Source organism: Microvirga aerophila (assembly GCF_003332305.1).
Classification (GTDB): Bacteria; Pseudomonadota; Alphaproteobacteria; order Rhizobiales; family Beijerinckiaceae; genus Microvirga; species Microvirga aerophila.
This window is the reverse complement of the sequence record NZ_QOIO01000009.1, coordinates 14801-37860: the sequence shown is the minus strand read 5'-3', so window position 1 is coordinate 37860 and position 23060 is coordinate 14801. Positions and strand designations below refer to the sequence as shown.

The following is a 23060-nucleotide window of genomic DNA, read 5'->3' as shown; positions in this document are numbered from 1 at the left end:
TCCGCCATTGCTTGTTCCCGCGTTATGCGGATTGCGAAGCCTCCTGGCAAGCCGCCGCCGCGGCGTGGCTTTGCCGCGCCGTCACGCGAGGCGCAGGGTGAAGGGTGTTCCCTCAGAGGCCTCCTGGCCGCGCCCGATCCGTTTCACCGCATCCACCATGCGGCCGCTTCGCCCGAGAATGTCGTCGGCAAGCGCGATGAAGCGGGCATTCGGCGTGGCGCTCGGGGAGGCCTCCCGCAGGGCGCGGGCGATGGAATCCTCGTCCCGCTCCGGCGCGAGGGCGCAGGCCGAGATGTAGGCTGCGGCTGTCGAGCGGCTGATTCCCGCCCAGCAGTGGAATACCAGCGGGCTTTCCCGGCCCCATCTCCGCACGAAGCCGAGAAGCTCTTCGATATGCTGGGCCTCCGGGAGGATATGGCCCTCCAGAGGCTCGACGATGTCGCTGACCCCGATGAACAGGTGGCGGTCCGCCGCAATCGACGTCGGGCGCTCCACCTGCGAGCCCACATTGATCAGGGTTACCACATGGCTCGCGCGGGTGGTGGCGACGGTGTCGTGCAGGCAGGACAGGGGGCAGACGTGCAGGGTCGGCATGATTGTCTCTTGATTGTCTCTTGGCGGTTGTCTTGGTCGAAGGCTCAAGCCTTACACGGATTGGATGGCCTTATCAGGGAGGCGCGGCCGTGACGGCGGTCACCCGCTCGCTGAAGCGCTCCTCGGCCTCGGAGACAGGCCAAGGCTCCAGATAGTTCAGGATCGCGCGGGGCAGGGGCTCGGGCCGGCCGAAGAACTTCTCTGCCTCCTCTCGGCCGAACCCGGCCAGATGGGTCGCCTCGAGATAGGCCGCCTGCCGGTCCGCCCGCTTGATGAACCGCTTGAGAACGGCGGCGGGCTCGGGAGCCAGGCCGAAATGGATGTGGATGGCTCCCAGGAGCCCGCCTTCGATCGCCTTGTAGGCGTCCCCGATCACGGCCTTGAAGGGCGAGATGATGTCGCCGATCACGTATTCGGGGGCATCGTGCAACAGGGTGGCGAGGCGCCAGGCCCGGGACATGTCGGGATTGAGATGGTCGGCGATAGCCTCCACCAGAAGGCTGTGCTGGGCCACGGAAAAGATGTGGTCACCGGCCGTCTGGCCGTTCCAGCGCGCCACCCGGGCAAGCCCATGGGCAATGTCGTCGAGCTCCACGTCGAGGGGCGAGGGGTTCAGGAGGTCGAGGCGTCTGCCGGAAAGCATCCGCTGCCAGACGCGGGGTTCCTTCGACATCACCGGGTCTCGGCGAGCGCCGCGCATTCCGCGTGGCGGAAGCATCCGGTGAGATGGTCGTTCACCATGCCGACCGCCTGCATGAAGGCATACACGATGGTGGGGCCCACGAAGTTGAAGCCCTCGGCCTTCAGGGCCTTGGAAATCCGACGGGAAACCTCCGTCTCGGGCCGCACGTCGGCCCGGCTCCTGAGGTTGTTCTGCACCGGACGGCCATCGACGAAGTCCCACAGGTAGCGCGAGAAGCCGCGCCGCTCCTGGATGGTGAGCCAGGCCCGGGCTCCCGCGATGGTGGCTTCGATCTTGGCCCGGTTGCGGACGATGCCGGGGTCGAGCATGAGCGCTTCCACCTGCGCCTGGTCGAAACGGGCAATCACGGCCGGGTCGAAGCCCGCGAAGGCCCGGCGGAAGTTCTCGCGCTTGCGCAGGATGGTGATCCAGGACAAGCCGGCCTGGAAGCCGTCGAGAATGAGCTTCTCGAACAGGGCCCGGTCATCGAATTCCGGCACGCCCCATTCGGTGTCGTGATAGGCGATGTAGAAATCGTCGTGCCCGGGCCACCAGCAGCGTGCCTTGTTGTCGGGGTGCAGGATCAATCCATCAGTCATGCGACACGTGTAGCGGGCTCTCGCGGAGTCGGGAAGATGGCAGGGGCGTTTGTCTCATAACGCAGATCCGCTTCGGCCTCGTTCCGGATCGGGTCCGGGGCAGGCTCTCCCGGATGCTGCCCTCCTCGGAGGCTGGCCCATCAAGGGTGAAGCGCCCAGCGCAGCCCTCAGGTTGAAGCTGGGGAAGGGCCAAACGCCTCCACGAGTTCCGCCATCCGCCGCGCCGCGTCATCCTCCGAGGTTCGCAAGCCTTCAGCCACACCCCGACGGTCGGCTTCCGGTCGATTCTGGCTGACCTTCCACTTGCCCTCGATCCTGGTGATTTCGATTTCCACGCCGATGATTCCCTTGAGCTGCGCGGCCACGAAGGAGGCGGGTGCGTCGTCCATCGACCAAGGCTCCGTCTGCCTGGCTTCCTGCCCCTGGGTCATCTCGGTAATCTGCCGCATGAGCCAAGCCGGGTCGTCAACGACCTTCATCGCCCCGTAGGCCTGCACGACCGCATAGTTCCAAGTGGGCACCACCTTGCCGGTCTCGCGCTTCGTCTCGTACCAGGACGGCGTCACATAGGCCTCGACACTCTGGAAGATCACGAGCGCCTCCCGGGTCGAATCGAAATCGCGCCACTGCGTGTTGGCCCGGGACAGGTGAGCCCTCAAGGTTCCCAGGGACGACGCAGAGGCATCCAGCCAGAAGGGCAAGGGATTGGCCACCAATCCGGCGCTGCCCAGAGTCACGAGCATGCCGAGGGGATGCGACCGGATCAGCTCATGCTGAACCTCGAGGCGCTCTTGGCGGAAGTGCGGGGGCTGATACATGGCAAACCTATTGTTCGGTCGTGGCTTCACCTAAGCAAAATCCGAGGCCGTCGACCAATCAAAGCTAGCCTTAGCGTCCATCACCCGAAGCGATGGGTGGGATTTTCAGGGTTTCGTGCGCAGCAGCCGCAGCTTCTCGGCAAGCTCGGTCCAGCGATAGGGCTTGCTGATGAAGGACGAGCCATCCGGCATCCCGTGCATGGGCAGAGTCGAGACCGGGTAGCCCGACGCGAGGAGGATTCTGATATCGGGCCGAAGCTGCCGGGCTTCCTTGGCGAGTTCGAGGCCGTTCATGCCACGCGGCATCACCACGTCTGAGAACAGCACGTCGATCGGAGCGCTGCTTTTCAGGATTTCGAGAGCAGCCGTCGCGTCGGCCGCCGTGAGCACGTCATAGCCGAGGCTGTCGAAGATTTCCGTCGCAATGTCGAGCACCTCCGGCTCGTCCTCGACGATCAGTACTTTTCCGGCGGTCTGCCGGATCTGATGCTCATCTCCCGAAGGGGTCTCTGTCTCCTCCTCGCCATCTTGGGCCGGGAGCAGCATGGTGATCGTCGTGCCCTCTCCAGGCACGCTGTCGATCCCGATATGGCCCCCGGACTGATTGACGAAGCCATAGACCTGGCTCAAGCCTAGGCCCGTTCCCTTGCCGATCTCCTTGGTGGTGAAGAACGGCTCAAAGGCTCGGGAAACCGTGTCGGACGACATGCCTTCGCCGGTATCCCGCACGGTGACGCAGATATAATCGCCTGGCTCGACCTGGCGGGTCGCGCCTTCTTCCGGGGTGAGCGTCAGGTTGCCGGTCGTGATCGTGATCGTCCCTCCGTTTCCCATAGCATCGCGGGCATTCACGACGAGGTTGAGGAGGGAGGTCTCGAATTGCGACCCGTCGACGTTCACGGATTTCAGACCCGAGCCGAGCGAGAGCCGAAGGTCGATGGCTTCGCCGCAGGCGCGGTGAAGCACGGGCTCGAATGCGGCGATCAGGCTGTTCGGATTATTGAGCTCGGGCTGGAGGGGCTGCCGGCGAGAGAAGGCCAGCAGTTGCTGCGTCAGCTTCGCGCCCCGGTCGGCCGCGCGCTGTGCGCTGTCGATCAGCCGCTTGTCCCGGGGATCGGTGGCGCTGCGGGTCAGAAGATCGAGATTGTTGACGATGATCGTCAGGAGGTTGTTGAAATCGTGGGCGATGCCGCCCGTGAGCTGCCCGACCGCTTCCATCTTCTGGGATTGGAACAGGGCGGCCTGGGCCTGCGCCAGGGCCTCCTGCGCCTCTCGCCGCTCGGTGATGTCGCGGGTGATCTTCGCAAAACCGATCAAATCGCCCCGATCATCGTAGATCGGGTCGACGACCACGCTCGCCCAGAAGCGCGTGCCGTCCTTGCGGAGGCGCCAGCCCTCATTCTCGAACTTGCCCTCGCGGGCTGCGGTCTGGAGAGCCCTTTCCGGAAGGCCCCCCGCGCGATCCTCGGGCGTGTAGAAACGGGAGAAGTGCTGCCCGACGATCTCGTCCCGTTGGTATCCCTTGATCCGCTGCGCCCCGGCATTCCAGTTGCTGACATGACCCTGAGGGTCCAGCATGTAGATGGCGTAATCGGTCACGCCCTGCACGAGCAGCCGGAAGCGCTGCTCGCTGTGCTTGAGCGCCTCCTCGGCGGCCCGCTTATCAGTGAGGTCTCGGGTGATCTTCGCGTAGCCGACCAGTTCGCGCTGCTCGTTGTAGATCGGATCGATGACCACATGGGCCCAGAAGCGGGTTCCGTCCTTGCGCAGGCGCCAGCCTTCGTTCTCGAATTTCCCATGGGCGGCGGCGATGGAGAGCGCCCGCTGCGGAAGGCCGGCGGCGCGATCTTCAGGCGTGTAGAACTTTGAAAAATGCGATCCTAGGATTTCCGCTTCCTGGTATCCCTTGAAGCGCTGCGCGCCTGCATTCCAGCTCGAAACGATTCCGGCAGGGTCCAGCATGTAGATGGCGTAATCGGTGATGGAATCGACAAGGAGCTGGAAGCGTTCGGCCGTTGGCGCTTCATACGCTGATACTGCATTCATCTAAGCTTCCCCGCGCAGCCGACATTGCGCTTATAAAAGGCGCATTCGCGGCTTGACCAAGAGTAACGCAGGTTTGTCCTCTCGGTTCCATAGAATTTATGCCTGCCCACGTGGCTGTCCTCGTTGCCCAGACAGGGTTTAGGCCTTTCGCACGGGGACTTCGAAGCCCATCCAGGCCGGCTTTTCAAGTTGCACCGGGATGCCGCCGGCCCGGATCGCCTCTCCGGCCGCCAAGGCGTCGCCCGCGCGGTCGAGCCGGATCATCACGAGGCCGCGTCCCCCGGCCCCGGTCCCGGTCTTGCCCAGCGATTTCTCGCCTGCCGTCACCTCGACCCCTGTTTCGGCCGCGAACCCACCGTCGTAAATCGCCGGCACGATGCGAGTGCGCGCGGTCCCGCGATGCTGCATACGGGACACGACCTCCTGGCCCACATAACAGCCCTTGTCGAAATCGACGCCGTGCAACTGGTCCATGAGAGCTTCGTGCGGGAAGGCGTCTCCGAACAGGAAGTCCCGGCCGCCCTCGGGGACGCCCAGGGCGATGCGGCGGGCATGGTAAGCCTCGGGTGCAACCTTGGCGAATTCCGCCGCATCCTCGGCCGCCACGATCGCACGCCAGCCGAGGGCGGGCAGACGAGGGTCGTCGGCCACCAAGCCCGCCTCGTCGTCCGGCCGGGGCTCGTCCCACCCCGCCGCGACGGCCAGGGTCTCCGAGAGGTCCTGGATCGTCACCTTGGCGCGCAGCTTGTAGAAGCCGAGGCGCTTGGCGAGTTCGGGCGCATGAACCCTGAGGATATCGAGATAGTAGCCGCCCTCGATCGCCTGCGGGGCTTCGAAGACGATGAAATCGAACAGGATCTTGCCCTGGGGGGTCAGCAGCGCCCCGAAGCGCGCCTGCTGCGGCGAGACCCGGTCGAGGTCGCAGGTGACGAGCCCGTCGAGAAATGTCTTGGCGGCCTCGCCGGACACCCTTACCACGCCCCGGTCGGCCAAATGCGCTGACGGCATGTCCTGCTCCAGTTGCTCTTCGCTGAAGCGTGACATATGCCCACTCGGCATCAGCCTCAAGGGACGAGTTCACCATGCCCCAGACCTATGACCTGATCCTCAAGGGCGGCATCGTCGTCAATCACGACGGCCGCATCGAGCGCGACGTAGGCGTGCGGGGAGGCGCCATCGCGCATATCGGCGATCTCTCCCAGGCAAGCGCCGAGCGCGAGATCAACTGCCGGGGGCTGCATATCCTGCCCGGCGTCATCGACACTCAGGTCCATTTCCGCGAGCCCGGGCTCGACCATAAGGAAGATCTGGAATCCGGCTCCCGCGCGGCCGCTATGGGCGGCGTGACGGCGGTGTTCGAGATGCCCAACACCGATCCGCAGACCACGAGCGCCGAGGCTTTGGCCGACAAGGTGCGGCGTGGCCACCATCGCATGCACTGCGATTTCGCCTTCTGGGTCGGTGGCACCCATGAGAACGTTGCCGACGTTCCCGAGCTCGAGCGTCTTCCCGGCGCAGCGGGCATCAAGGTGTTCATGGGCTCGTCCACGGGCTCGCTCCTTGTGGAGGATGACCAGGGCGTCGCCGAGATCCTGCGCCGGACCCGCCGTCGCTCCGCCTTCCATTCCGAGGACGAGGCGATGCTGCGCGAGCGCAAGCACTTGCGCGTCGAGGGTGATCCGCGCTCCCATCCGGTCTGGCGCTCGGCGGAGGTTGCGCTCACCTGCACGAAGCGCCTCGTGCGCCTCGCCCGCGATACCGGCGCGCGCATCCATGTCCTGCATGTCACCACCGCCGACGAGATGGCGTTCTTGCGGGATTACAAGGACGTGGCCTCTGTCGAGGTCACGCCCCATCACCTGACCCTGGTGGCGCCCGACGCCTATGAACGGCTGGGCACCTATGTGCAGATGAACCCGCCTGTGCGCGACGAATATCACCGTCATGGGATCTGGCAGGGTCTCGACGAGGGCGTCGCCGACATTCTCGGGTCGGACCACGCGCCCCATCTTCGCGAGGAGAAAGACGGGACGTATCCCAACACGCCCTCCGGCATGACCGGCGTGCAGACGCTGGTTCCCATCATGCTCGACCATGTGAGCAAGATGCGCCTGACCCTGGAGCGCTTCGTCGACATGACCAGCGCCAGCCCGAGGCGTCTCTTCGGCATCGCCCGCAAGGGCCGGATCGCCGTGGGCTACGACGCGGATTTCACCATCGTGGACATGAAGCGCATCGAGACGATCACCAACAACTGGATCGCGTCCAAATGCGGCTGGACCCCCTACGACGGCCAGACGGTCACAGGCTGGCCCATCGGCACGGTGGTGCGCGGGAACGTAGTCATGTGGGACGGCGCTCTGGAGACGCCGTCCGTGGGCGAGGTGGTGCGGTTCGAGGAGACCCTGCGGACAGGCCAGTAGTCACGACAGGACCTCCCGGTCGGCCGAGTAGCCGAAAGGCTGCAGCACGTCGTTGGTTGCCCTGACGAACGATCCGACCACGTCGGCCGCAAAGGGGTTGTCGGCGATGATCGTTCGAAAGAGCTCGTCGGAATCCTGCCGCACCATGTCCTTCATCTTTTCCAGGTGGGAAAAGGTGGCGGTCGTGTGATCGAAGCGCGGCACCTCCATCGCCACCATGATGCGGGCGATCAGGTGCGTCATGCCCTGAACATAGGCCATCTGCCGGTCGTGCTGCTCGGCCGTGGTGCGGATGACGTCGAGCTTCAGCCGGCTCCGCAGGAATCTCTCTACAAGCCGTTCCCGGCGTCCTCGTCCCGGGCAGAGCGCGATGCGGAGCCCTGTAATGCCGTCGCGCCCGCTCTGCGGACCGAACAGCGGGTGCGTCCCGACGATGTCGACGGTCGAGTGAAGCTCCTCGGTCAGGACGGCCAGGGGCTTCGACTTGATCGAGCACACGTCGACCACGAGGCTTCCCGGGCGCATATGCGGCGCGATGGCTCTCGCGGTGGATCGGAGCTGACTGAAGGGCACGGCTAACAGCACGACGTCCTGTCTGGCGGCTCCTGGCAGGTCGACGGCTTCGACGTCGTGCCGCCGGCACAGGTCTTCGAGGTTTCGTCCGCTGTCGCAAAGCCGCACGGTGAAGAAGCCGCGAAGGTGCGGGATGCAGAATTCTCCGAACGCGCCGACGCCGATGAGGGCGATGCTGGGTTTCTCGGGGTCCGGTGCAGGCCGCTGCTCCTGCTGCGCGGCATCGGGTCCCTCGGGTTGATGGCTGATCATGTGGTCCTCGGTGGCTTGGAGCCGCCGCCGGGACATCACTGGAAATGACAATGCCGCCAAGCGGCGGCATCATTTCGATAAAGACAATCGACCCGTGCCGCTTCTATGAAGACGGCCGATAATAAGACGTGGCGAGGTGGAGGGTCATGGTCATACACGCGATCATGACCGGATTATCCGGCAGGTCAAGCCTGTTGGGGGGCTGCCTAATGCTTCAGCGACATGGCCATGGAGAAAACGCCGCTGCGGATCCGGTCAGGAAGGCCGGCGGCGTATTCGGCGACCGCATCCTCGCCGTAGGTAGTGACCAGTTCCGTGAAGGCCGCGAAGAGAGCCGCCTGCGCCATGCAATCGCCGTCGAGCCCGTCGAGCTCGGCCTCGGCGAAAGCCTCGGTCACGTAGCTCAGGGCCGCCTGCTTGATGGCAGTCAGCTCCGGCAGCTCCGACAGGTCTGAGAGAGGGACGTCGTTGTCGTTCATGGATCCATGCCCCTTTGAGGGGCCAGCGCGCGGGTTCGGTTGATTCGAACTTAGATGGCGCGCGGGCCCAGAGCCAGCATCACCTTGCAAAGAGGTTAACGCGAGGGGGCGATAGCCGAAGGGTGTGGATAAATCAGCCGCCGTAACGGCCGGTGATGTTACGAGCTAGGACCTCGCCTTCCGCGAGGTAGCGGGCCGATGCCTCCTGGGCCGAGGCGGTACAGACCCGGTAGGTGAGGGCGAAGGCCTGGTAGCCCTTGTTGTAGGCCCCTGCCAGCCGCTCCCGCCGTCCAGGGGTCGTGCCCTCGGCCTCGAGCAGCACCTGCATGCGCTTGCTCCACTCGGCCGCGTCCGGGGCCGTGCAGAGCGGACGCAGCAGGGCAAGCGACCCCATGATCTCGGCAAGGCGCAGCAGCTCCGTCTCGTAGGGAGCCGGCGGCGGCTCCGCCGTCGGGGCAGGCTCCGCCTGCTGCTGAGGCTGCGCCGGGGCCTGCTGGGGAGCGGAGCGCTGCTGGGGCGGCTGCTGGGGCGGCGGACGCCGCTGCTGCGGCTGGTACTGGGGCTGGGGCCGATACTGCGGAGGGGGCTGAAACCGCTGCTGCGGAGCCGGCTGTCCCTGGGGTGCGCCGAACAGGCGTTCAAAGAAGTTCTGGGCGGTTGCCGGCTGGAGCGATGCAATTAGCGCCGCCCCGATGAACGGGATGCGCAGCCGTTTCACCGGGCGGCGTCCTGCCGCTCGAGCCGGAAGGCCTGCTCCAGAACGCCGGCAAGACCCGGCGTTGTTGGCAGATTGGCGATGTCCCGTTCCGTGACCCAACGGATTTCCCTTGCTTCCGGCCCTGTTTGAGGCTCGCCTGAAACCCAGCGCGCGGCATGGGCGGCGATGACGATGTGATGCTTTACACGGCCATCTGCCTCCCGTTCAATCAATTCTATGGGGGTCACGAGGCCGATCAGCTTGGCCTTAACCCCAACTTCCTCCTGAAGTTCCCGAAGCGCCGCCTCTCCAAGGGTTTCGCCAGCCTCCACATGTCCGCCCGGCAATGAGAAGAGGCCAATCCACGGGGGCTTCCCTCGGGAGGCGAGAAGAACCCGCCCGTCGCGGAAGACAGCCACGGAGGCGGCCAGCACGGGGCGGACAGGGGACAAACGCTCATCGGTCATCGGGACGATGCCTCCGTCAGCACATAGCGGGCCCGGGGGCGGATCAGGGTGGCCTGGCCGCGCTGCTCGATCGCATGGGCAATCCACCCAGCGGTCCGCCCGATAGCGAACAGCGCAAAGGCCACGCCGACAGGCAGGCCATAGGCCCGCTCCACCATCACGAGGGCGGTGTCGATGCTGGGCTTGCCGGAGGCGCTCTCCATCGCCTGCAGTGTCGCGACGTCGCTGGCCAGGAGGGGTACGTTTTCGAGCAGGGCCTTGGCCCGTGGATCTCCATCCGGATAAAGACGGTGTTTGAAGCCCAGGGGAGGGCGTGTCCCAGGTGCGTCCAGATAGGCCCTGACCCTGTCGATCATGCCTCCATGGTACGGCCCGCTCAGGGCGACGAGACCCGCGATGACCGCGTTGCGCAGGGTCGCCCCGGTCGAGGCCGTCACCCGCACGGCGAAGGCCGAGGAGCTGAGTTCGTGGTCGGCGCAGAGGACAAGGGACCGCCTGATCGCATCCGCGGCCCTCGGCGCGTTCCAGGATGAGGCGAGATGTCGGTGAATCGCCTCGGTTGCCGGATCGCCGCCGCTGCCGGCTGCCGCCACGAGGCGCAGGATCGCCGCAACCTCGGCGGCCCGCGTCTCCCTCGCAACAGAGGCGGACAGGAGGCGGATCGCCTGGGTGACGAAGGCGTGGGGGCCGAGCGCGGGACTGGGCAGGGGGCCGGGACCTCTGGACGGATGTCGGAACGGCTCCTCATCGAGGCCGCCGATCAGGAGGCGGGCGGTCTCTTCGAAGGTGGCGGTGCAGGCCAGGGCTATGGCGTCATGCTCCCGGTAGAACAGACGTCCGTCCTTGATCCGGGTGATGCTCGTCTCCAGGACCGGGAGCCCCCAGTCGAGGGCCGTCGCCGCCGCTGCCGCCGGTCGGCGGTAACGACTCCGACGCTCCACGAGGGTTTCCACGTCCTCCACCGCGTAGAGCCGTTGGCGCGGGTCGTGCGGTGACGAGAAGGAGCGGATCAGGCCCCGGCTCACATAGGCATAGAGGCTCGCCCGGCTGATGCCGAGGCGGCTCGAGGCGTCCTGGGCCGTAGTGAGATCGAGGGATGCGCCGCTCATAGGTTGATATGTTGATTCAAGATTGACCTGTAGGCAATGCCGGCGGGAAGCTGATCCACCACAAAGGAGAAGCCCTATGAAACTCGGTCTTGATGACGTCATTGCCGCCGAAACCGTTCTCAGCGACGTAGATGGCGAGGCCGGTCGCCTGATCGTCCGTGGGCACGATCTGGAGGAACTGGCTGGCCAAGTTTCTTTCGAAGAGGCGGTCTCAATCCTTTGGCAGTGGCTTGTCCCCGGCTCAACGGAGGATCTTCGGGCCCGGTTCGCCAGGGCGCGGGTTTGCGCCTTCGGCCACTTGGCGGCGCTCTCGGGCTGCCTCGCGGGCCTCACCCCCGTGGAGGGGATGCGCCTTCTGCTCGGCGCTCTGCCGGATGCGGACGAGGACCCGGCGGCCCTGGCGGTCGGCGGAGCGGCGGTGGCGGCCGCCATGGCCGTCCGCTGCACCAAAGGGCTTTTCCCCGTCGCACCCAATCACTCCTTCGGACATGCGGCCGATCTGCTGCGCATGTTGCGCGGTTCGCCTGCCGACGAAGGCGAGGCGGCTGGTCTCGACACCTATCTCGTCACCATCATGGATCACGGGCTCAACGCCTCCACCTTCACGGCCCGCGTGGTGGCCTCCACGGAGGCCGGCATTATCTCATCCGTCGTCGCCGGATTGTGCGCCCTGAAGGGGCCGCTCCACGGGGGCGCGCCCGGACCGGTGCTGGATATGCTCGACGCCATCGGAACGGCTGATCGGGCGGAGGCGTGGCTCGACGAGGCCATCGGACGCGGCGAACGGCTCATGGGCTTCGGCCATCGCATCTACCGGGTCCGCGATCCGCGGGCGGACGTGCTGAAGGCGGCTGCTGGCCGGCTCAAGGGGCGACACAACCGCATCGCCTTCGCGGAGGACGTCGAGAGGGCGGCGCTCGCCGTTCTTGAACGGCGCAAGCCGGGGCGCAGGCTCGACACAAACGTGGAGTTCTACACGGCGCTCCTGCTGGAAGCGCTCGGGGTTCCCGGCGAGGGCTTCACGCCGCTCTTCGGCGCCGGCCGCACCGCGGGCTGGGTGGCTCATGCGGTCGAGCAGGTGAAGACGGGCCGCATCATCCGGCCCCAATCGCGCTACGTGGGGCCGCGACCCGCGGAGGCGGCTTAAACGTGCTGGCCACCGTTGATGTGCAGCTCCGCGCCGGTCACGTAGGACGAGGCGTCGGTGCACAGGAAATAGATCGCCTTCGCGACCTCGTCGGGGGTGCCAAGCCGCCGTAGGGGAAGTTGCTCGACGATCTTCTCGGTTCCGGGCGACAGGATGGACGTGTCGATCTCGCCGGGCGAGATGGCGTTCACGCGAACGCCCAAAGGGCCGAAATCGGCCGCCATTTCCCGGGTAAGGGAGGCGAGCGCCGCCTTGGAGGTGGCATAGGCCGCGCCCGCGAAGGGGTGGACCCGGGAGCCGGCGATGGAGGTGACGTTGACCACCGAGCCCTTGGCCTTGGTCAGTTCGTCCTGCAGGCCGCGCGCCAGCATGATCGACGCGAAGAAGTTCACATGGAAGACGTGGATCCAGTCCTCGTAGCGGGTATCGATGGCGCCGAGGCGGGAGCCGTCCTGGCCCTTGGGCGAGATGCCCGCATTGTTGACGAGCGCATGCAGGACGCCGCCTTCGACAGCGAGCCTCTCCTTCACGTCGGCGATGGCCCGGCGCGTATCCTCCGGGTCCGCGAGATCGACCTGAAGATGGTCTTCCGGACCCATCTCCCAGGGGCAGTTTTCAGGAAATGCGTGGCGCGAGCAGGTGATGATCCGCCAACCGGCGGCCGAGAAGCGCTTCACCGTGGCATGCCCGATCCCGCGGCTGGCGCCGGTGAGCAGCATGATGCGGCGGGGGGTATTGGTCGAAGTGGACATGGTGACCTGATCCGGGACCGGGGCGACGGCGCAAACCGTGCGGGAACCCGAACCCATAACCACAAACGCGGCTCAAGGAAACGGCCTGAGCATTACATCAGAACCGTTCGAAACTGGTCGTGGGTTGTTTCAAACCGTACGCTCCGCTTCCGTCATTCCGGGGCGAGCGGTAGCGAGAACACGGAATGACAAGCAGGGTGGCTCCGGAACGACAATGGCATGCTACGGGTAAAGCCGGTTTCTGAGCCAGCCATCCCCTTCGCGCGTGAAGGCGATTCGGTCATGGAGCCTGAAGGGGCGGTCCTGCCAGAATTCGATATAGACCGGGGCGATCCTGAAGCCCGTCCAGTATGGCGGGCGCGGGACGTCGCCGAGGGCGTATTTCGCCGCGTGGAGCGCCACGGACTTCTCCAGCGCGAAGCGGCTCTCGAGCGGCCGGGATTGCTGGCTCGCCCAGGCGCCGATGCGGCTGTCCCGCGGCCGGCTCTGGAAATAGGCATCCGCCTCCGCATCGCTCACCATCGTCACGAGCCCGCGCACACGGATCTGCCGCCGAAGGCTCTTCCAGTGAATGACCAGGGCGGCCTTCGGCTGGCCGAGAAGCTCGCGTCCCTTGTTCGACTCCGTGTTGGTGTAGAACACGAAGCCGGTCTCGTCCGCGGACTTGAGCAGGACCATGCGCACATCCGGAAGGCCGTTCTCATCCACGGTCGCCAGCGCCATGGCGTTGGGATCGTTCGGCTCCGAGGCCTTGGCCTCCTCCATCCACGACTGAAACAGTGTGAAAGGCTCGCTCGCTTCGGTGAAGTCACCGGTTGTTAACTCGTTCAAGGTTTTATCCTGAGATGTGACTTTTTCGCTCTCGGAGAACCGACGCGTGATGATGTGGGCCGCTGCGCGCCGTTATAGATCAGACGCTGTCTTGCGCGAAGCCTTGAAAGTGCTGGCCGTTGGGATGATCGCCCTGTCGACAGGCGCTTGCAGCCTCGTGGTCGGCGTAGTCGGTCTGGAAGAAGAGGAACCGCAGACGACGGGCAGCCTGCCGTCAAATGCCGGCCGGGTGCTGTCCCCCGACCTGAACGACGAGGACTGGCGCCGGGCCAAGGCGGCGCTCGGGGTGGCGCTGGACCCGCAGGGTCCCGGCACGCGGGTTTCCTGGGACAATCCCGCCTCGTCCATGAAGGGCTCCTTCACGCCCACGGGGGCCCCCTTCGTGAAGGACGACCAGATCTGCCGGACGTTCGCGTCGGCCCTCAGCGGCCCCGCGACCGCCTCGCTGCAAGGAACCGCCTGCCGCCCCTCGGGCGGCGAATGGGTGATCAAGGACGTGAAGCCTACTAAAGCGCAGGCGAAGGCGTAGGGCGGCTCGCCCGAAAATGCCCTAGCTTTCGGTGTAAATGGGCGTTGCAAACACGCAACACTTTTCCCATATGGTCGACAGACCCGTTGGGCTGCCAGCCCCAAATCTGACGGCTAATGGATTCCACGATGCGCAACCCCTACGACATTCTCGGCGTGCCCAAATCCGCGGACGAGGCGGAGATCAAGAAGGCGTTCCGCAAGCTCGCCAAGAAATACCATCCGGACACGAATGCCGACGATCCCAAGGCCAAGGACAAATTCGCCGAGGTGAACTCGGCCTACGAGATCTTGGGCGACGCCCCGAAACGCGCCCAGTTCGACCGTGGCGAGATCGATGCCGAGGGAAAACCGCGCTTCCAAGGGTTCGAAGGGTTCAATAGCGCGCGCGGCGGAGGCGGCGGACGCGGCGATTTCTCGGGCTTCAACTTCAATGCAGGCGGACGCCGCGGCGGGCGCACCTCGGGTTTCGGCGCCGAGGCTGGCGACGACTTCTTCTCGCAGATCTTCGGCGAGGCGTTCCGGACCGCGGGCGCGGCCGGTGAACCGCCGCGGCAAAGCCGCACGCGCACACAGAAGGGCGAGGACGTTGCGGCCACGCTCACTGTGACCCTTGAAGAGGTCGCCGGGGAAGCCAAGAAGCGCCTGAGGCTGCCGACTGGGCGCGACGTGGACGTGGTCATCCCCAAGGGCGTGGTCGACGGGCAGGTCATCCGCCTGCGCGGGCTGGGGCAGGGCGCTCCGGGCGTCGACCCGGGAGATGCGCTGCTGACCATCAAGATCGCCCCTCATGAGCGCTTCACCCCGGAGGGAACGAATCTCCGACTGCGGCTGCCGATCGAGATCGAGGAGGCCATCCTCGGAGGGGCCATCCGTGTGCCGACCCTCAATGGCGCGGTCCACATGACCATTCCGCCCCTGACCAATTCGGGCCGCACCTTCCGGCTGCGCGGTAAGGGACTGCCCGGAAAGACCGGGCCGGGGGATCTCCTGCTGACCGTGGAGATCAAGCTGCCGGAGGTCGTGAGCGAGGATCTCATGGACTATGCCCACAAGCGCCGTTCGGCCAAGGCTCAATAGGAATATGGGCCTTTCGGCGGATTGAATCACATCCGTTCGACCGATAGGTCTTCCCCCTCGTCGCCGGGTCGGCTAAAGAGGCCGTCTTTCGGACCTGTTCAGCGACGATTGGTGAATCATGGCGGAGACAACGGCGCACGGCATCCTGGCCGGCAAGCGCGGCTTGATCATGGGTGTGGCGAACAATCGTTCGATCGCATGGGGCATTGCGCAGGCAGCGCGCAAGCATGGGGCCGAACTGGCCTTCACGTATCAGGGCGAGGCCCTGAAGAAGCGCGTCGAGCCCCTGGCGAAGGAACTCGGCGGCGCCGTGGTCGGCCACTGCGACGTGACGGACGGGGCGAGCATCGACGCGGTGTTCGAAGAGGTAAAGAACCTCTGGGGCGGCCTCGACTTCCTGGTCCACTGCATCGCCTTCTCCGACAAGGACGAGCTGACGGGCCGCTACGTGGAGACCTCCGAGGGCAACTTCACCAAGTCGCTCCTCATTTCGTGCTATTCCTTCACGGCCATTGCCCAGCGGGCTGAGAAGCTGATGAACGACGGCGGTTCGCTGCTCACACTCACCTATTACGGCGCCGAGAAGTGGATGCCGCACTACAACGTCATGGGCGTCGCGAAGGCGGCCCTCGAGGCATCCGTGCGCTATCTGGCGGCCGATCTCGGTCCCAAAAACATCCGCGTCAACGCGATCTCCGCGGGCCCGATCAAGACGCTCGCCGCCTCCGGGATCGGCGATTTCCGCTACATTCTCAAGTGGAACGAGTACAACTCGCCGCTGCGCCGCACGGTCACCACCGAGGAGGTCGGGGAGACCGCCGCCTATCTGGTATCGGACATGTCCCGCGGGATGACGGGTGAGATCCTCCATGTGGATGCCGGTTACCACGTTGTCGGCATGAAGAACCCCGAGGCTCCCGACCTCTCCCTCGACAAAGAATGACCGCGAGCGAAACCCGCCCCACGATCTACTTCGTCCGCCATGGGGAGACGGACTGGAACCTCGAAGGGCGGCTCCAGGGGCAGCGGGACATTCCGCTCAACGATGTCGGCCGCGTTCAGGCCGAGGAGGCGGGCCGGCGCCTCCAGGCCCTCGTGCCGAACCCCGAGGACCTCGCCTATGTGGCGAGCCCCATGAGCCGCACCCGCGAAACCATGGAGCGGCTGCGCAAGGTCATCGGCCTTCACCCGGAATCCTATCGCCTGGACGAGCGTCTCGTGGAGCTCACCTTCGGCGAGTGGGAAGGCATGACCTGGAAGGAAGTGCGCAAGAAGGAGCCGCAACGGGCCTCCCTGCGCGAGCGCGACAAGTGGAACTACGCCCCGCCCGGCGGGGGCGAGAGCTACGCCATGCTGGTCGACCGGGTTCGTCCGGTCCTGAACGATCTCACCCGCGACACGGTTCTCGTCGCTCACGGAGGCGTCGCCCGCGCGTTCCTGGCGGCCGCCTGCGGAGTTTCGACCCGGGACGCCGCCAGCATCGACATCTGGCAGGGCAAGATCCTGGTGATCGAAGGTCGCAAACACCGCTGGGTGTGAACATCCTCAGCCCGGCTTGAGCTGTTTGGGAAGATGTGCTCAAAGTGAAACTAAGTTTCATTTCTGAGAGGATTCCCCATGCGCCGTCTCGCCGTCATCGCAGCAGGGTTCTGCCTGCTGGCCGGGCCCGCTGCCGCCGAGACCGTGGAGCGGACGGTCAAGGTCAACACACGCGCCGGTATCGGCGGGTTCTTGGGCTACGAGGTCGATACCTGCTATCCCTCGGCCATTCCCACCGTGACGGTTCGCGATCGGCCCGCCAACGGCAACATCCAGATTCTTCCCCACGAGCAGGTGCTGGGCAAGGACAGCCTTTGCCCAGGCACGAAGGTCCGTGGGCTGGCCTTCGTCTACACGCCCAATAAGGGCTTCCGAGGCGCTGACGAGCTCACTCTCGACGTGCCTTGGCATTCGACGGATAGCGGTCCCGAGACAATCCGGTCCTATACGTTCCGAATTCGTGTCGAGTAGCAACGCCGTTCGCTGGCAGAGGGTTCTGAGACCCGAAGCCAGGTGCGGCCCGGTTCGTGCTCGCTTAGGCTACTTCCATCTCATAAAACATGGATGTCTAGCGCAGGCATGTTGCCGTCCATGATAGGAAGGCGATAGAGTGACGATGTAACTTTGTTTATAGCGGCATCTATCTTGTGCAGTTCCCGTCGCCGTCTTGTTGCTCACGATCCATGGCTGTCAGGCACCGGCTGTGTAATTGACGTGCTCGGTGCAGGCTGTTCTGCGTCGGATGCTTTTGAGCCTGCTTCGGGACCGGTGGCGCCATGAACGCAAGCGAACCGGACCCGCAGGTTCTCGAACTCCCAAGCACACCCGCAATCTGGCGCACCACGGATCTTCCGCCGCGGTATGTCGAGCTGCCATGGCTGGGGCGAATGACCCGTGGGAAGATGCTGACAGTTCTCATCCTCGGGATACCACTCATGATTCTAGTGGCAATCCTGTATCCGGCCATCCTAGTCGGCGATGCATTGGTATTCAATGAAGTCCCGTTCGAACTCATAAAAACTTTGCTTTTCCTCGTAATCGGCCTGCCCTTTCTCTTGGTTGGCGGCGAAGCCACTTTCATCTCTCTTCAAGGCCTGTTCCATGATGGCTATCATGTTGGGTTCGATACAGAAAAGTTTTGGCACTTTCAGCTGTCGGACCCCATTCCATTCAGCAACATCAAACGTGTTGAGATTCTCAACGCCAGACATGGTCCCATGGCTCTTCGCCTCACGATGGATCAGCCAATCCAATTGGGGTTTAGCTCCCTTTTTAATCGGCGCAGGGTCCCGCGACGAGGAAACAGTGCGGCTGTTTTCAGTTTTTCATTCGGTATGCTCCCCGGGGATAAGATGCTGCTCAGCGACGCCGTAAGTCATCTGGTGAAGGCAAACGGCGGCATTGCCGAGCGGAAGGAACTTGCATCTCTCTGGTGGGAGATCTTCTTGCCGTGGCTTCGATGAAGAAACAGTCCCAAGCGTGCTCAGCGGCCGAAAGATCATGCATACGTTGATCGCAGCTCTCTTCGAAGCTCTATTTGGCCTTCTGCTACGTCGTTGGAAAGCCAGTGCGAGAATTTTCGAGATCATCAAGAAGATCTTGGGCATACTGTTCTTTACATGGCTGGTCGGTTTCTGCTTCTTCAACCTTTACTGGTTGATCGTCTCGGGTCTCGTGTTCCGGGCGGCTCGAAGAAATCGAGGGTGGATCGATTTTACGGATGACCCTATAGCGTTCATTGCTTGGTCTACTCTCTACAGCGTGCCTCTTTTCGTAGCTGCTCTGGCGGTCTTCGCGTTCATGTCGCAACGGAGGGAGCATCAGCGCGCAACCTTTCGTCACGTCCCGGCTTGATCCGCCGCCTCCGCTCGTCCAAGTCATGGACCCACCAGCACCGGATAGGCCGAACGTGAGTAACGGGCCAGCAATCAGGCCGACGGGCGTCCGGCCAGAGCAAGGCCCAGGCCAAGGGCGATCATAGCGGCTCCGGACCCTTCGCGCAGGCGGCGGATCAAGCCGGGACGTGCCACCGCGCCGGCGCGGATGCCGCTTGCCGCGAAGGCCACCACGATGTCGGCGAGGGTGTTGAGAGTAACGGACACAAAGCCGAGTACGGCGAATTGCAGAGCCACGTTGCCGGCGGTCGGGTCCACGAACTGCGGCACGAAGGCCAGGAAGAAGGCCGCTGTCTTGGGGTTCAAGGCTTCCACCAGCACTCCTTCTCGGAAAGCCCGGTGCGCGCCGACCGGCGGCGCTGCGGTTCCATCCGCCAAGACAGCCAGTGCGTCCCGCCGCGCCGCCTGCAAGGTCCGTAGGCCGATCCAGACCAGATAGGCAGCACCCACCAGCTTCAGGACGGTGAACAACTCTGCGCTTGCCAGCACGACAGCGGATACCCCTAAGCTGCCGGCGAGGACATGGACCATGCCGCCCAATCCTGTGCCAAAGCTGGACGCTACCCCCTCCGCACGGCCACCGGAGAGTGTGCGGGCAGCAACATAGAAGATGCCTGGCCCGGGCGTTACGGCGAGGACTAAGGCTGCGGCGGCGAACAGGGCGAGTTGAGCAATGTCGGGCATAGGCATTTCTTAGGGTTTAGGAGGCTCAGCGTCGGCCGGAAGCCTGAGAAAAGAGAGATTGTCATGTCGGACCTCATCAGCGTCGGCATGAGGTAGGCGATCGAAGTCGATTAGGATAGTTAAAGTTTCTCATATCTCATTAGCGGTCCTAATTCATGCTCGACTATGCCCATCTGTCTGCCCTCGCGGCTGTCATTCGGACCGGCAGCTTCGATCGGGCTGCGCAACAGCTCAATGTCACACCTTCGGCCATCTCCCAGAGGATCAAGCTGCTGGAAGAACGGCTGGGAACTGTGCTTGTGGTCCGGGGGCAGCCTTGCACGGCAACCGAGGTGGGCCAGCGCTTGTGCCAGCATGTGGAGCAGGTTGCGCTGCTCGAAAGCTCCTTACGTGGGAGCCTCCCTGGCCTTCAGGCCGGCAGCCAGCCCGTGACCCTGCGAATTGCCGTGAATGCCGACAGTCTCGCAACTTGGTTCATCCCTGCTATGGCACAGACGGAGGGATACCTGTTCGACCTGGTGCTGGACGACGAGGACCACAGTGCGGAATGGCTGCGGCGCGGGGAGGTGGTGGCGGCTGTTACCGGGCACGGCACGCTAATCCAGGGCTGTGACTGCCATCCTCTTGGAGCCATGCGCTACGTTGCGACGGCAAGCCCGGGCTACTACGCGCGGTGGTTTTCTGACGGCTTCGACGAGCCTGCGGCCGCCCGCGCTCCATGCCTGATCTTCAACCAGAAGGATCGACTCCAGGCGGAATGGCTGCGGCAGGTGTTTGGGCTCAGCCTTCAGCCTCCGCTGCACTGGCTGCCCTCGTCTCAAGCCTTTGTGGATGCGGGCCTGGCCGGGATCGGCTGGGGCATGAATCCGGAGCCGCTCGTGATCGACCACCTTCGCGCTGGGAGGCTGGTCGCGCTCAAGCCGGACCAGCCCTTGGAAATTCCGTTGTTCCTGCAGCAGAGCCGCATCGCGAGCCCTGTACTGGGCGAGGTGACCCGGGCCGTCGTGCACACGGCCAGGACGATTCTGGCCCCGGTCTAGCTTGAGCGCAAGGGCTCAGGGCTTTGTGCGATGTCTGCCGTCGATTGCTGTGAAAGCCACGCATCCGCTGCCGACCGGCCATGATCCCGCAGATGCTGCAGATGGTCCCAATCCGTGTTCATGAAGCTGAACCCGCTCAGGCCATCGACACAATCCTCGGCAATCAGGCGGTGCACCTTGAGGCGTTGCAGCTTACGCCCGAGGCCCGAGCTCTGCATGTCGCCCTCCCGGCAGAGCTGAGCCATCATCGACAAGGCTTCCAAATCCCTCTGCAGTGAGTTGCTGAAGGTGATCTGGTTCACCCGCTTGTCGATGGCCTGCGACGTTACCGGCAAATCGGCATAGTTCGTGGGAATGATCTGCACCACCAGCAGCGTCGATGCCCGTGTGGCGGTAACCAGCGGGATCAGGGGAGGATTGGCCGCGTAGCCGCCGTCCCAATGCGGCTCGCCATCAATCAGGACCGCCTGATGCAGTTGTGGCAGGCATGCGGACGCGAGGACGACGTCATAGGTCAGCTCTTTGTTGCGGAAGAGCCGTAACGCTCCGTCCCGGACCCGTGTGGCGCCAAGCAGCAGCCGAACGGGCGCGCGCCGGCAAACCGCCTCGATATCGACCTCCGTCGTGAGGATGTCACGCAAGGGGCTCAGGTCGAAGGGGTTGAACTGGTAGGGTGAAAGTTGCGACGTCACTCCCGTCAGGATGGGATTTGACGTAAGGAAGCGGCTCTGTCTGCCTGCCTCGCTGACCTTGCGCCAAAAACGCTCCAGCGTGGCGCGCGCTTCCGTTGCGCCACCCTGCGCCAGTCCGGAGGCGAGCAGCACGGCGTTCATGGCGCCCGCACTGGCGCCACTCACGGCGTCGAAGGCAACACCCTCCTCAAGAAGCCGATCGAGTACGCCCCATGTAAAAGCGCCGAAAGCGCCTCCACCCTGTAATGCGAGTGAGATCCGTTTCGGTCTCGCGCCCACCTGTTTGACACGGGAGGACGGAGAGACGTGCTGATTGCCTGCCCCAGCCAGTGGGAACTGCTCTGTAATGGGATCGAGAAGAGTAATGGTCTGCCTCCATCTTGCCGCGGGTTATGGTTGTATTGACCGGTAGTGCGGAACGGCCGGCCGTATTAGCCAGCCCTCACCGGAGCAATATCAACGCCTGACATAAGTCGCGGTTGCTGCATTGCAGCATAGGCTTGGCGGTATGCTGCAATGCGCACACGGCATGGAACAAGACGCAATGCACAATGTCGATGCTATTGCGGCGGTGTCGGCATGCCGATGGCCACCGGATGGGACGATGTCGTAGCGGCCAAAGCGGCAACCCCGATGTCTGCCGCACTTGGCGACAGACAGGCTTCCCAGGCGTCCCGGGCTTTTGACGTGGGCGTCAGAGCTGGCCGCCGTCGCCCCATTGGTCAAGCAAGGCGCCATAGGCGGCGTCCTGATAACGGGACAGGAGAAAGGCTGGCGCATAATCGGGCAATTCGGCCCCGGTGATGTGGCGGGCGATGAGCTCTCCGCTTGCGCACGATCCCATCACGCCAAAGCCCGAGAAGGCGCACGAGATGTAGGCGCCTTCCACCGGAACAGGTCCGATCAGCGGTCGGTTCTCCCGCGTCCGCATATAATAGCCGCCGTCGATGTAAGGTCGCGGCACCTTCCCGTTATAGGCCCGGAGCGCCGGCACCATGGTCGACATGCCCCGAAGAGCGATCTCGGCATAATATTCCGGCTCCGGCAGCGGGAAGATCGGGTCGACCGCATCGCCGTGGTGGTTGAAGAGAATGAGCGTCGCCGAGGCCCCATCCGGTCGCCCGTGCACGCCCTCAGGGAACTGCCCGAGGAGCCAATGGGCCTCCTCGTCTTCAGCGAGCGCGGCGCGTTCCTCATCGCTCCAGGGCAGACGCTGCTCGTCCAGCCAGATCAGCATCGGCGCGTTGCGTGGCATGCCGCCGAGCGTATCGGCGAAGCTGACCTTGAAGTGGCGTTCGGCCCTGATCGGCAGGTCGACGCCGATCATGCGCGCCATCTCGGCTTGCATCGGCCCGGCGGCCAGCACCACATGCGTCGCCGCGAGCGTCTGGCGCTCGCCCTGCTGTTCGACGTGAACTGCACGAGCCCGGCCACCCGCGGTGTCTATGCCCACGACCCGGCCTTTCACGATCTGCACGCCGTGCGCGCGGACCGCCTCCAGCATCACCATTCCGAGCTGCTGGGCGCTGAGCCATCCCGCGCGCCGCGCATGCGCGACTGCAATCGTCTCGGGCGCCAGAAAGGGATAATGCCGGCGGATCAGGCTCACATCCGTGATGATGTCCGCACCGTCCAACGCACCTTCGAAGCCGCGTTCGGGGGACGGTGTATAGGGGCTTTGCGGCGTATCGTGAAACCGAGCTGCTCCCCCGCCACGTTCCTCGGCAGATCTCGCCATGGTTTCGAGAAATGGGATCTTGCCGGCATCGGCGGTCGCGAACACGTAGCCGCGACGATTGAGATTGATGCGGTTGTCGGTTGCGCGCGCGATGCCCTCGATGAGATCGATGCTGCGGTTCATGAAGGCGGTCATGGCCGTATCGGGGCCGGGCCACCAATTGCGGTAGGCTTCGGTCGATTTGTCCGACGTGAGCGAGAGGGGATTGCCCTCGTCAACCAACACCACGTTGTCGAGCCCATAGTCGACGGCGAGATAATAGGCGGCCGCGACGCCCGCGATTCCGGCGCCACAGATGACAACTTTCGATGATGAAGGGGACATTGCGGTCTCATACGTCAAGCCGCTCACCGCGGCCCGGGAGCGGCCTTCCTATACCAGACGACGCGACCGGA

The 23060-nt window shown here is 64.5% G+C and carries 25 protein-coding genes; 9 read left to right on the top strand and 16 right to left on the bottom strand.

The annotated features are described in order from the left end of the window. Positions 1–81 precede the first annotated feature (81 nt). The 6 genes from DRB19_RS06665 to ygfZ form a co-directional block, all read right to left on the bottom strand. Entirely contained in the window at positions 82–594 is a 513-nt protein-coding gene (locus DRB19_RS06665; protein WP_114185257.1) for a tyrosine phosphatase family protein, read from the bottom strand. 73 nt (positions 595–667) lie between these two features. Then, positions 668–1267, bottom strand: a complete 600-nt coding sequence (locus tag DRB19_RS06660; protein WP_114185256.1) for an HD domain-containing protein — start codon at positions 1265–1267, stop codon at positions 668–670. Beyond that, positions 1267–1875, bottom strand: a complete 609-nt coding sequence (locus DRB19_RS06655) for a DNA-3-methyladenine glycosylase I (RefSeq protein ID WP_114185255.1) — start codon at positions 1873–1875, stop codon at positions 1267–1269. The genes DRB19_RS06660 and DRB19_RS06655 overlap by 1 nt, the downstream gene beginning before the upstream one ends. Positions 1876–2042: 167 nt before the next feature. Then, on the bottom strand, positions 2043–2693 hold the full coding sequence (locus tag DRB19_RS06650) for an FMN-binding negative transcriptional regulator (RefSeq protein WP_114185254.1): 651 nt from the start codon (positions 2691–2693) through the stop codon (positions 2043–2045). Positions 2694–2798: 105 nt separating this feature from the next. After that, positions 2799–4739, bottom strand: coding sequence for a hybrid sensor histidine kinase/response regulator (locus tag DRB19_RS06645; protein WP_114185253.1), 1941 nt, complete (start codon positions 4737–4739; stop codon positions 2799–2801). Between the two features lie 138 nt (positions 4740–4877). Beyond that, the gene (gene ygfZ, locus DRB19_RS06640) at positions 4878–5747 is read right to left on the bottom strand and encodes a CAF17-like 4Fe-4S cluster assembly/insertion protein YgfZ (protein ID WP_114185351.1); all 870 of its coding nucleotides are present in this window, start codon (positions 5745–5747) and stop codon (positions 4878–4880) included. A 74-nt stretch (positions 5748–5821) separates the two neighbouring features. Here ygfZ and DRB19_RS06635 point away from each other — a divergent pair, with 74 nt between their 5' ends. After that, positions 5822–7162: a dihydroorotase gene (locus DRB19_RS06635; protein ID WP_114185252.1), complete on the top strand. Its 1341-nt coding sequence runs from the start codon at positions 5822–5824 to the stop codon at positions 7160–7162. Here DRB19_RS06635 and DRB19_RS06630 read toward each other — a convergent pair whose 3' ends face one another. The 5 genes from DRB19_RS06630 to DRB19_RS06610 all read right to left on the bottom strand — a co-directional run bounded on the left by DRB19_RS06630 (position 7163) and on the right by DRB19_RS06610 (position 10739). Further along, complete coding sequence (locus DRB19_RS06630; RefSeq protein WP_210207446.1) at positions 7163–7987, bottom strand: prephenate dehydrogenase/arogenate dehydrogenase family protein; 825 nt, start codon at positions 7985–7987, stop codon at positions 7163–7165. It lies immediately after the preceding gene. Positions 7988–8193: 206 nt separating this feature from the next. Then, positions 8194–8466, bottom strand: coding sequence for a hypothetical protein (locus tag DRB19_RS06625; protein WP_114185250.1), 273 nt, complete (start codon positions 8464–8466; stop codon positions 8194–8196). A gap of 133 nt (positions 8467–8599) precedes the next feature. Then, positions 8600–9184, bottom strand: a complete 585-nt coding sequence (locus DRB19_RS06620; protein ID WP_245439304.1) for a TIGR02301 family protein — start codon at positions 9182–9184, stop codon at positions 8600–8602. Then, positions 9181–9630: an NUDIX hydrolase gene (locus DRB19_RS06615; RefSeq protein ID WP_114185248.1), complete on the bottom strand. Its 450-nt coding sequence runs from the start codon at positions 9628–9630 to the stop codon at positions 9181–9183. Before DRB19_RS06615 ends, DRB19_RS06620 begins: the two co-directional genes overlap by 4 nt. Next, positions 9627–10739 (bottom strand): citrate synthase, encoded by a 1113-nt coding sequence (locus tag DRB19_RS06610; RefSeq protein ID WP_114185247.1) that lies wholly within the window; start codon positions 10737–10739, stop codon positions 9627–9629. Before DRB19_RS06610 ends, DRB19_RS06615 begins: the two co-directional genes overlap by 4 nt. Positions 10740–10815: 76 nt before the next feature. Between DRB19_RS06610 and DRB19_RS06605 the strand changes: the two genes are divergently transcribed. Continuing rightward, entirely contained in the window at positions 10816–11886 is a 1071-nt protein-coding gene (locus DRB19_RS06605; RefSeq protein WP_114185246.1) for a citrate synthase/methylcitrate synthase, read from the top strand. On the opposite strand, the gene DRB19_RS06600 is transcribed toward DRB19_RS06605, so the two are convergent. Together DRB19_RS06600 and pdxH are read right to left on the bottom strand one after the other, a co-directional pair. Further along, positions 11883–12638 (bottom strand): SDR family NAD(P)-dependent oxidoreductase, encoded by a 756-nt coding sequence (locus tag DRB19_RS06600; protein WP_174799918.1) that lies wholly within the window; start codon positions 12636–12638, stop codon positions 11883–11885. The two genes, DRB19_RS06605 and DRB19_RS06600, sit on opposite strands and share 4 nt — an antisense overlap. 222 nt (positions 12639–12860) lie before the next feature. Then, entirely contained in the window at positions 12861–13469 is a 609-nt protein-coding gene (gene pdxH, locus DRB19_RS06595) for a pyridoxamine 5'-phosphate oxidase (protein ID WP_114185245.1), read from the bottom strand. A 49-nt stretch (positions 13470–13518) separates the two neighbouring features. Here pdxH and DRB19_RS06590 point away from each other — a divergent pair, with 49 nt between their 5' ends. From DRB19_RS06590 to DRB19_RS06565, 6 genes are all read left to right on the top strand, one after another. Further along, positions 13519–13998: an RT0821/Lpp0805 family surface protein gene (locus DRB19_RS06590; RefSeq protein WP_245439309.1), complete on the top strand. Its 480-nt coding sequence runs from the start codon at positions 13519–13521 to the stop codon at positions 13996–13998. A gap of 128 nt (positions 13999–14126) precedes the next feature. After that, positions 14127–15077 carry a DnaJ C-terminal domain-containing protein gene (locus DRB19_RS06585; protein ID WP_114185348.1) on the top strand — a complete coding sequence of 317 codons (951 nt, stop codon included), beginning with the start codon at positions 14127–14129 and terminating at the stop codon, positions 15075–15077. A 118-nt stretch (positions 15078–15195) separates the two neighbouring features. Further along, on the top strand, positions 15196–16020 hold the full coding sequence (fabI, locus tag DRB19_RS06580) for an enoyl-ACP reductase FabI (protein ID WP_114185244.1): 825 nt from the start codon (positions 15196–15198) through the stop codon (positions 16018–16020). Further along, positions 16017–16616, top strand: coding sequence for a histidine phosphatase family protein (locus DRB19_RS06575; protein ID WP_114185243.1), 600 nt, complete (start codon positions 16017–16019; stop codon positions 16614–16616). Before fabI ends, DRB19_RS06575 begins: the two co-directional genes overlap by 4 nt. A gap of 78 nt (positions 16617–16694) precedes the next feature. Beyond that, complete coding sequence (locus DRB19_RS06570; RefSeq protein ID WP_114185242.1) at positions 16695–17087, top strand: hypothetical protein; 393 nt, start codon at positions 16695–16697, stop codon at positions 17085–17087. A gap of 305 nt (positions 17088–17392) precedes the next feature. Continuing rightward, positions 17393–18079: a hypothetical protein gene (locus DRB19_RS06565; protein WP_114185241.1), complete on the top strand. Its 687-nt coding sequence runs from the start codon at positions 17393–17395 to the stop codon at positions 18077–18079. Between the two features lie 465 nt (positions 18080–18544). Here the strand turns inward: DRB19_RS06565 and DRB19_RS06555 are convergent, their stop codons facing one another. Further along, positions 18545–19195, bottom strand: coding sequence for a LysE family translocator (locus DRB19_RS06555; protein WP_114185239.1), 651 nt, complete (start codon positions 19193–19195; stop codon positions 18545–18547). 155 nt (positions 19196–19350) lie between these two features. Here DRB19_RS06555 and DRB19_RS06550 point away from each other — a divergent pair, with 155 nt between their 5' ends. Continuing rightward, positions 19351–20235, top strand: coding sequence for a LysR family transcriptional regulator ArgP (locus DRB19_RS06550; protein ID WP_114185238.1), 885 nt, complete (start codon positions 19351–19353; stop codon positions 20233–20235). Here DRB19_RS06550 and DRB19_RS06545 read toward each other — a convergent pair. Further along, a complete protein-coding gene (locus DRB19_RS06545) occupies positions 20232–21206 on the bottom strand; it encodes a patatin-like phospholipase family protein (protein WP_162815611.1) in 975 nt (324 codons plus the stop codon). The two genes, DRB19_RS06550 and DRB19_RS06545, sit on opposite strands and share 4 nt — an antisense overlap. 415 nt (positions 21207–21621) lie before the next feature. Further along, positions 21622–22989 carry an NAD(P)/FAD-dependent oxidoreductase gene (locus DRB19_RS06540; RefSeq protein ID WP_114185236.1) on the bottom strand — a complete coding sequence of 456 codons (1368 nt, stop codon included), beginning with the start codon at positions 22987–22989 and terminating at the stop codon, positions 21622–21624. Positions 22990–23060 lie beyond the last annotated feature (71 nt).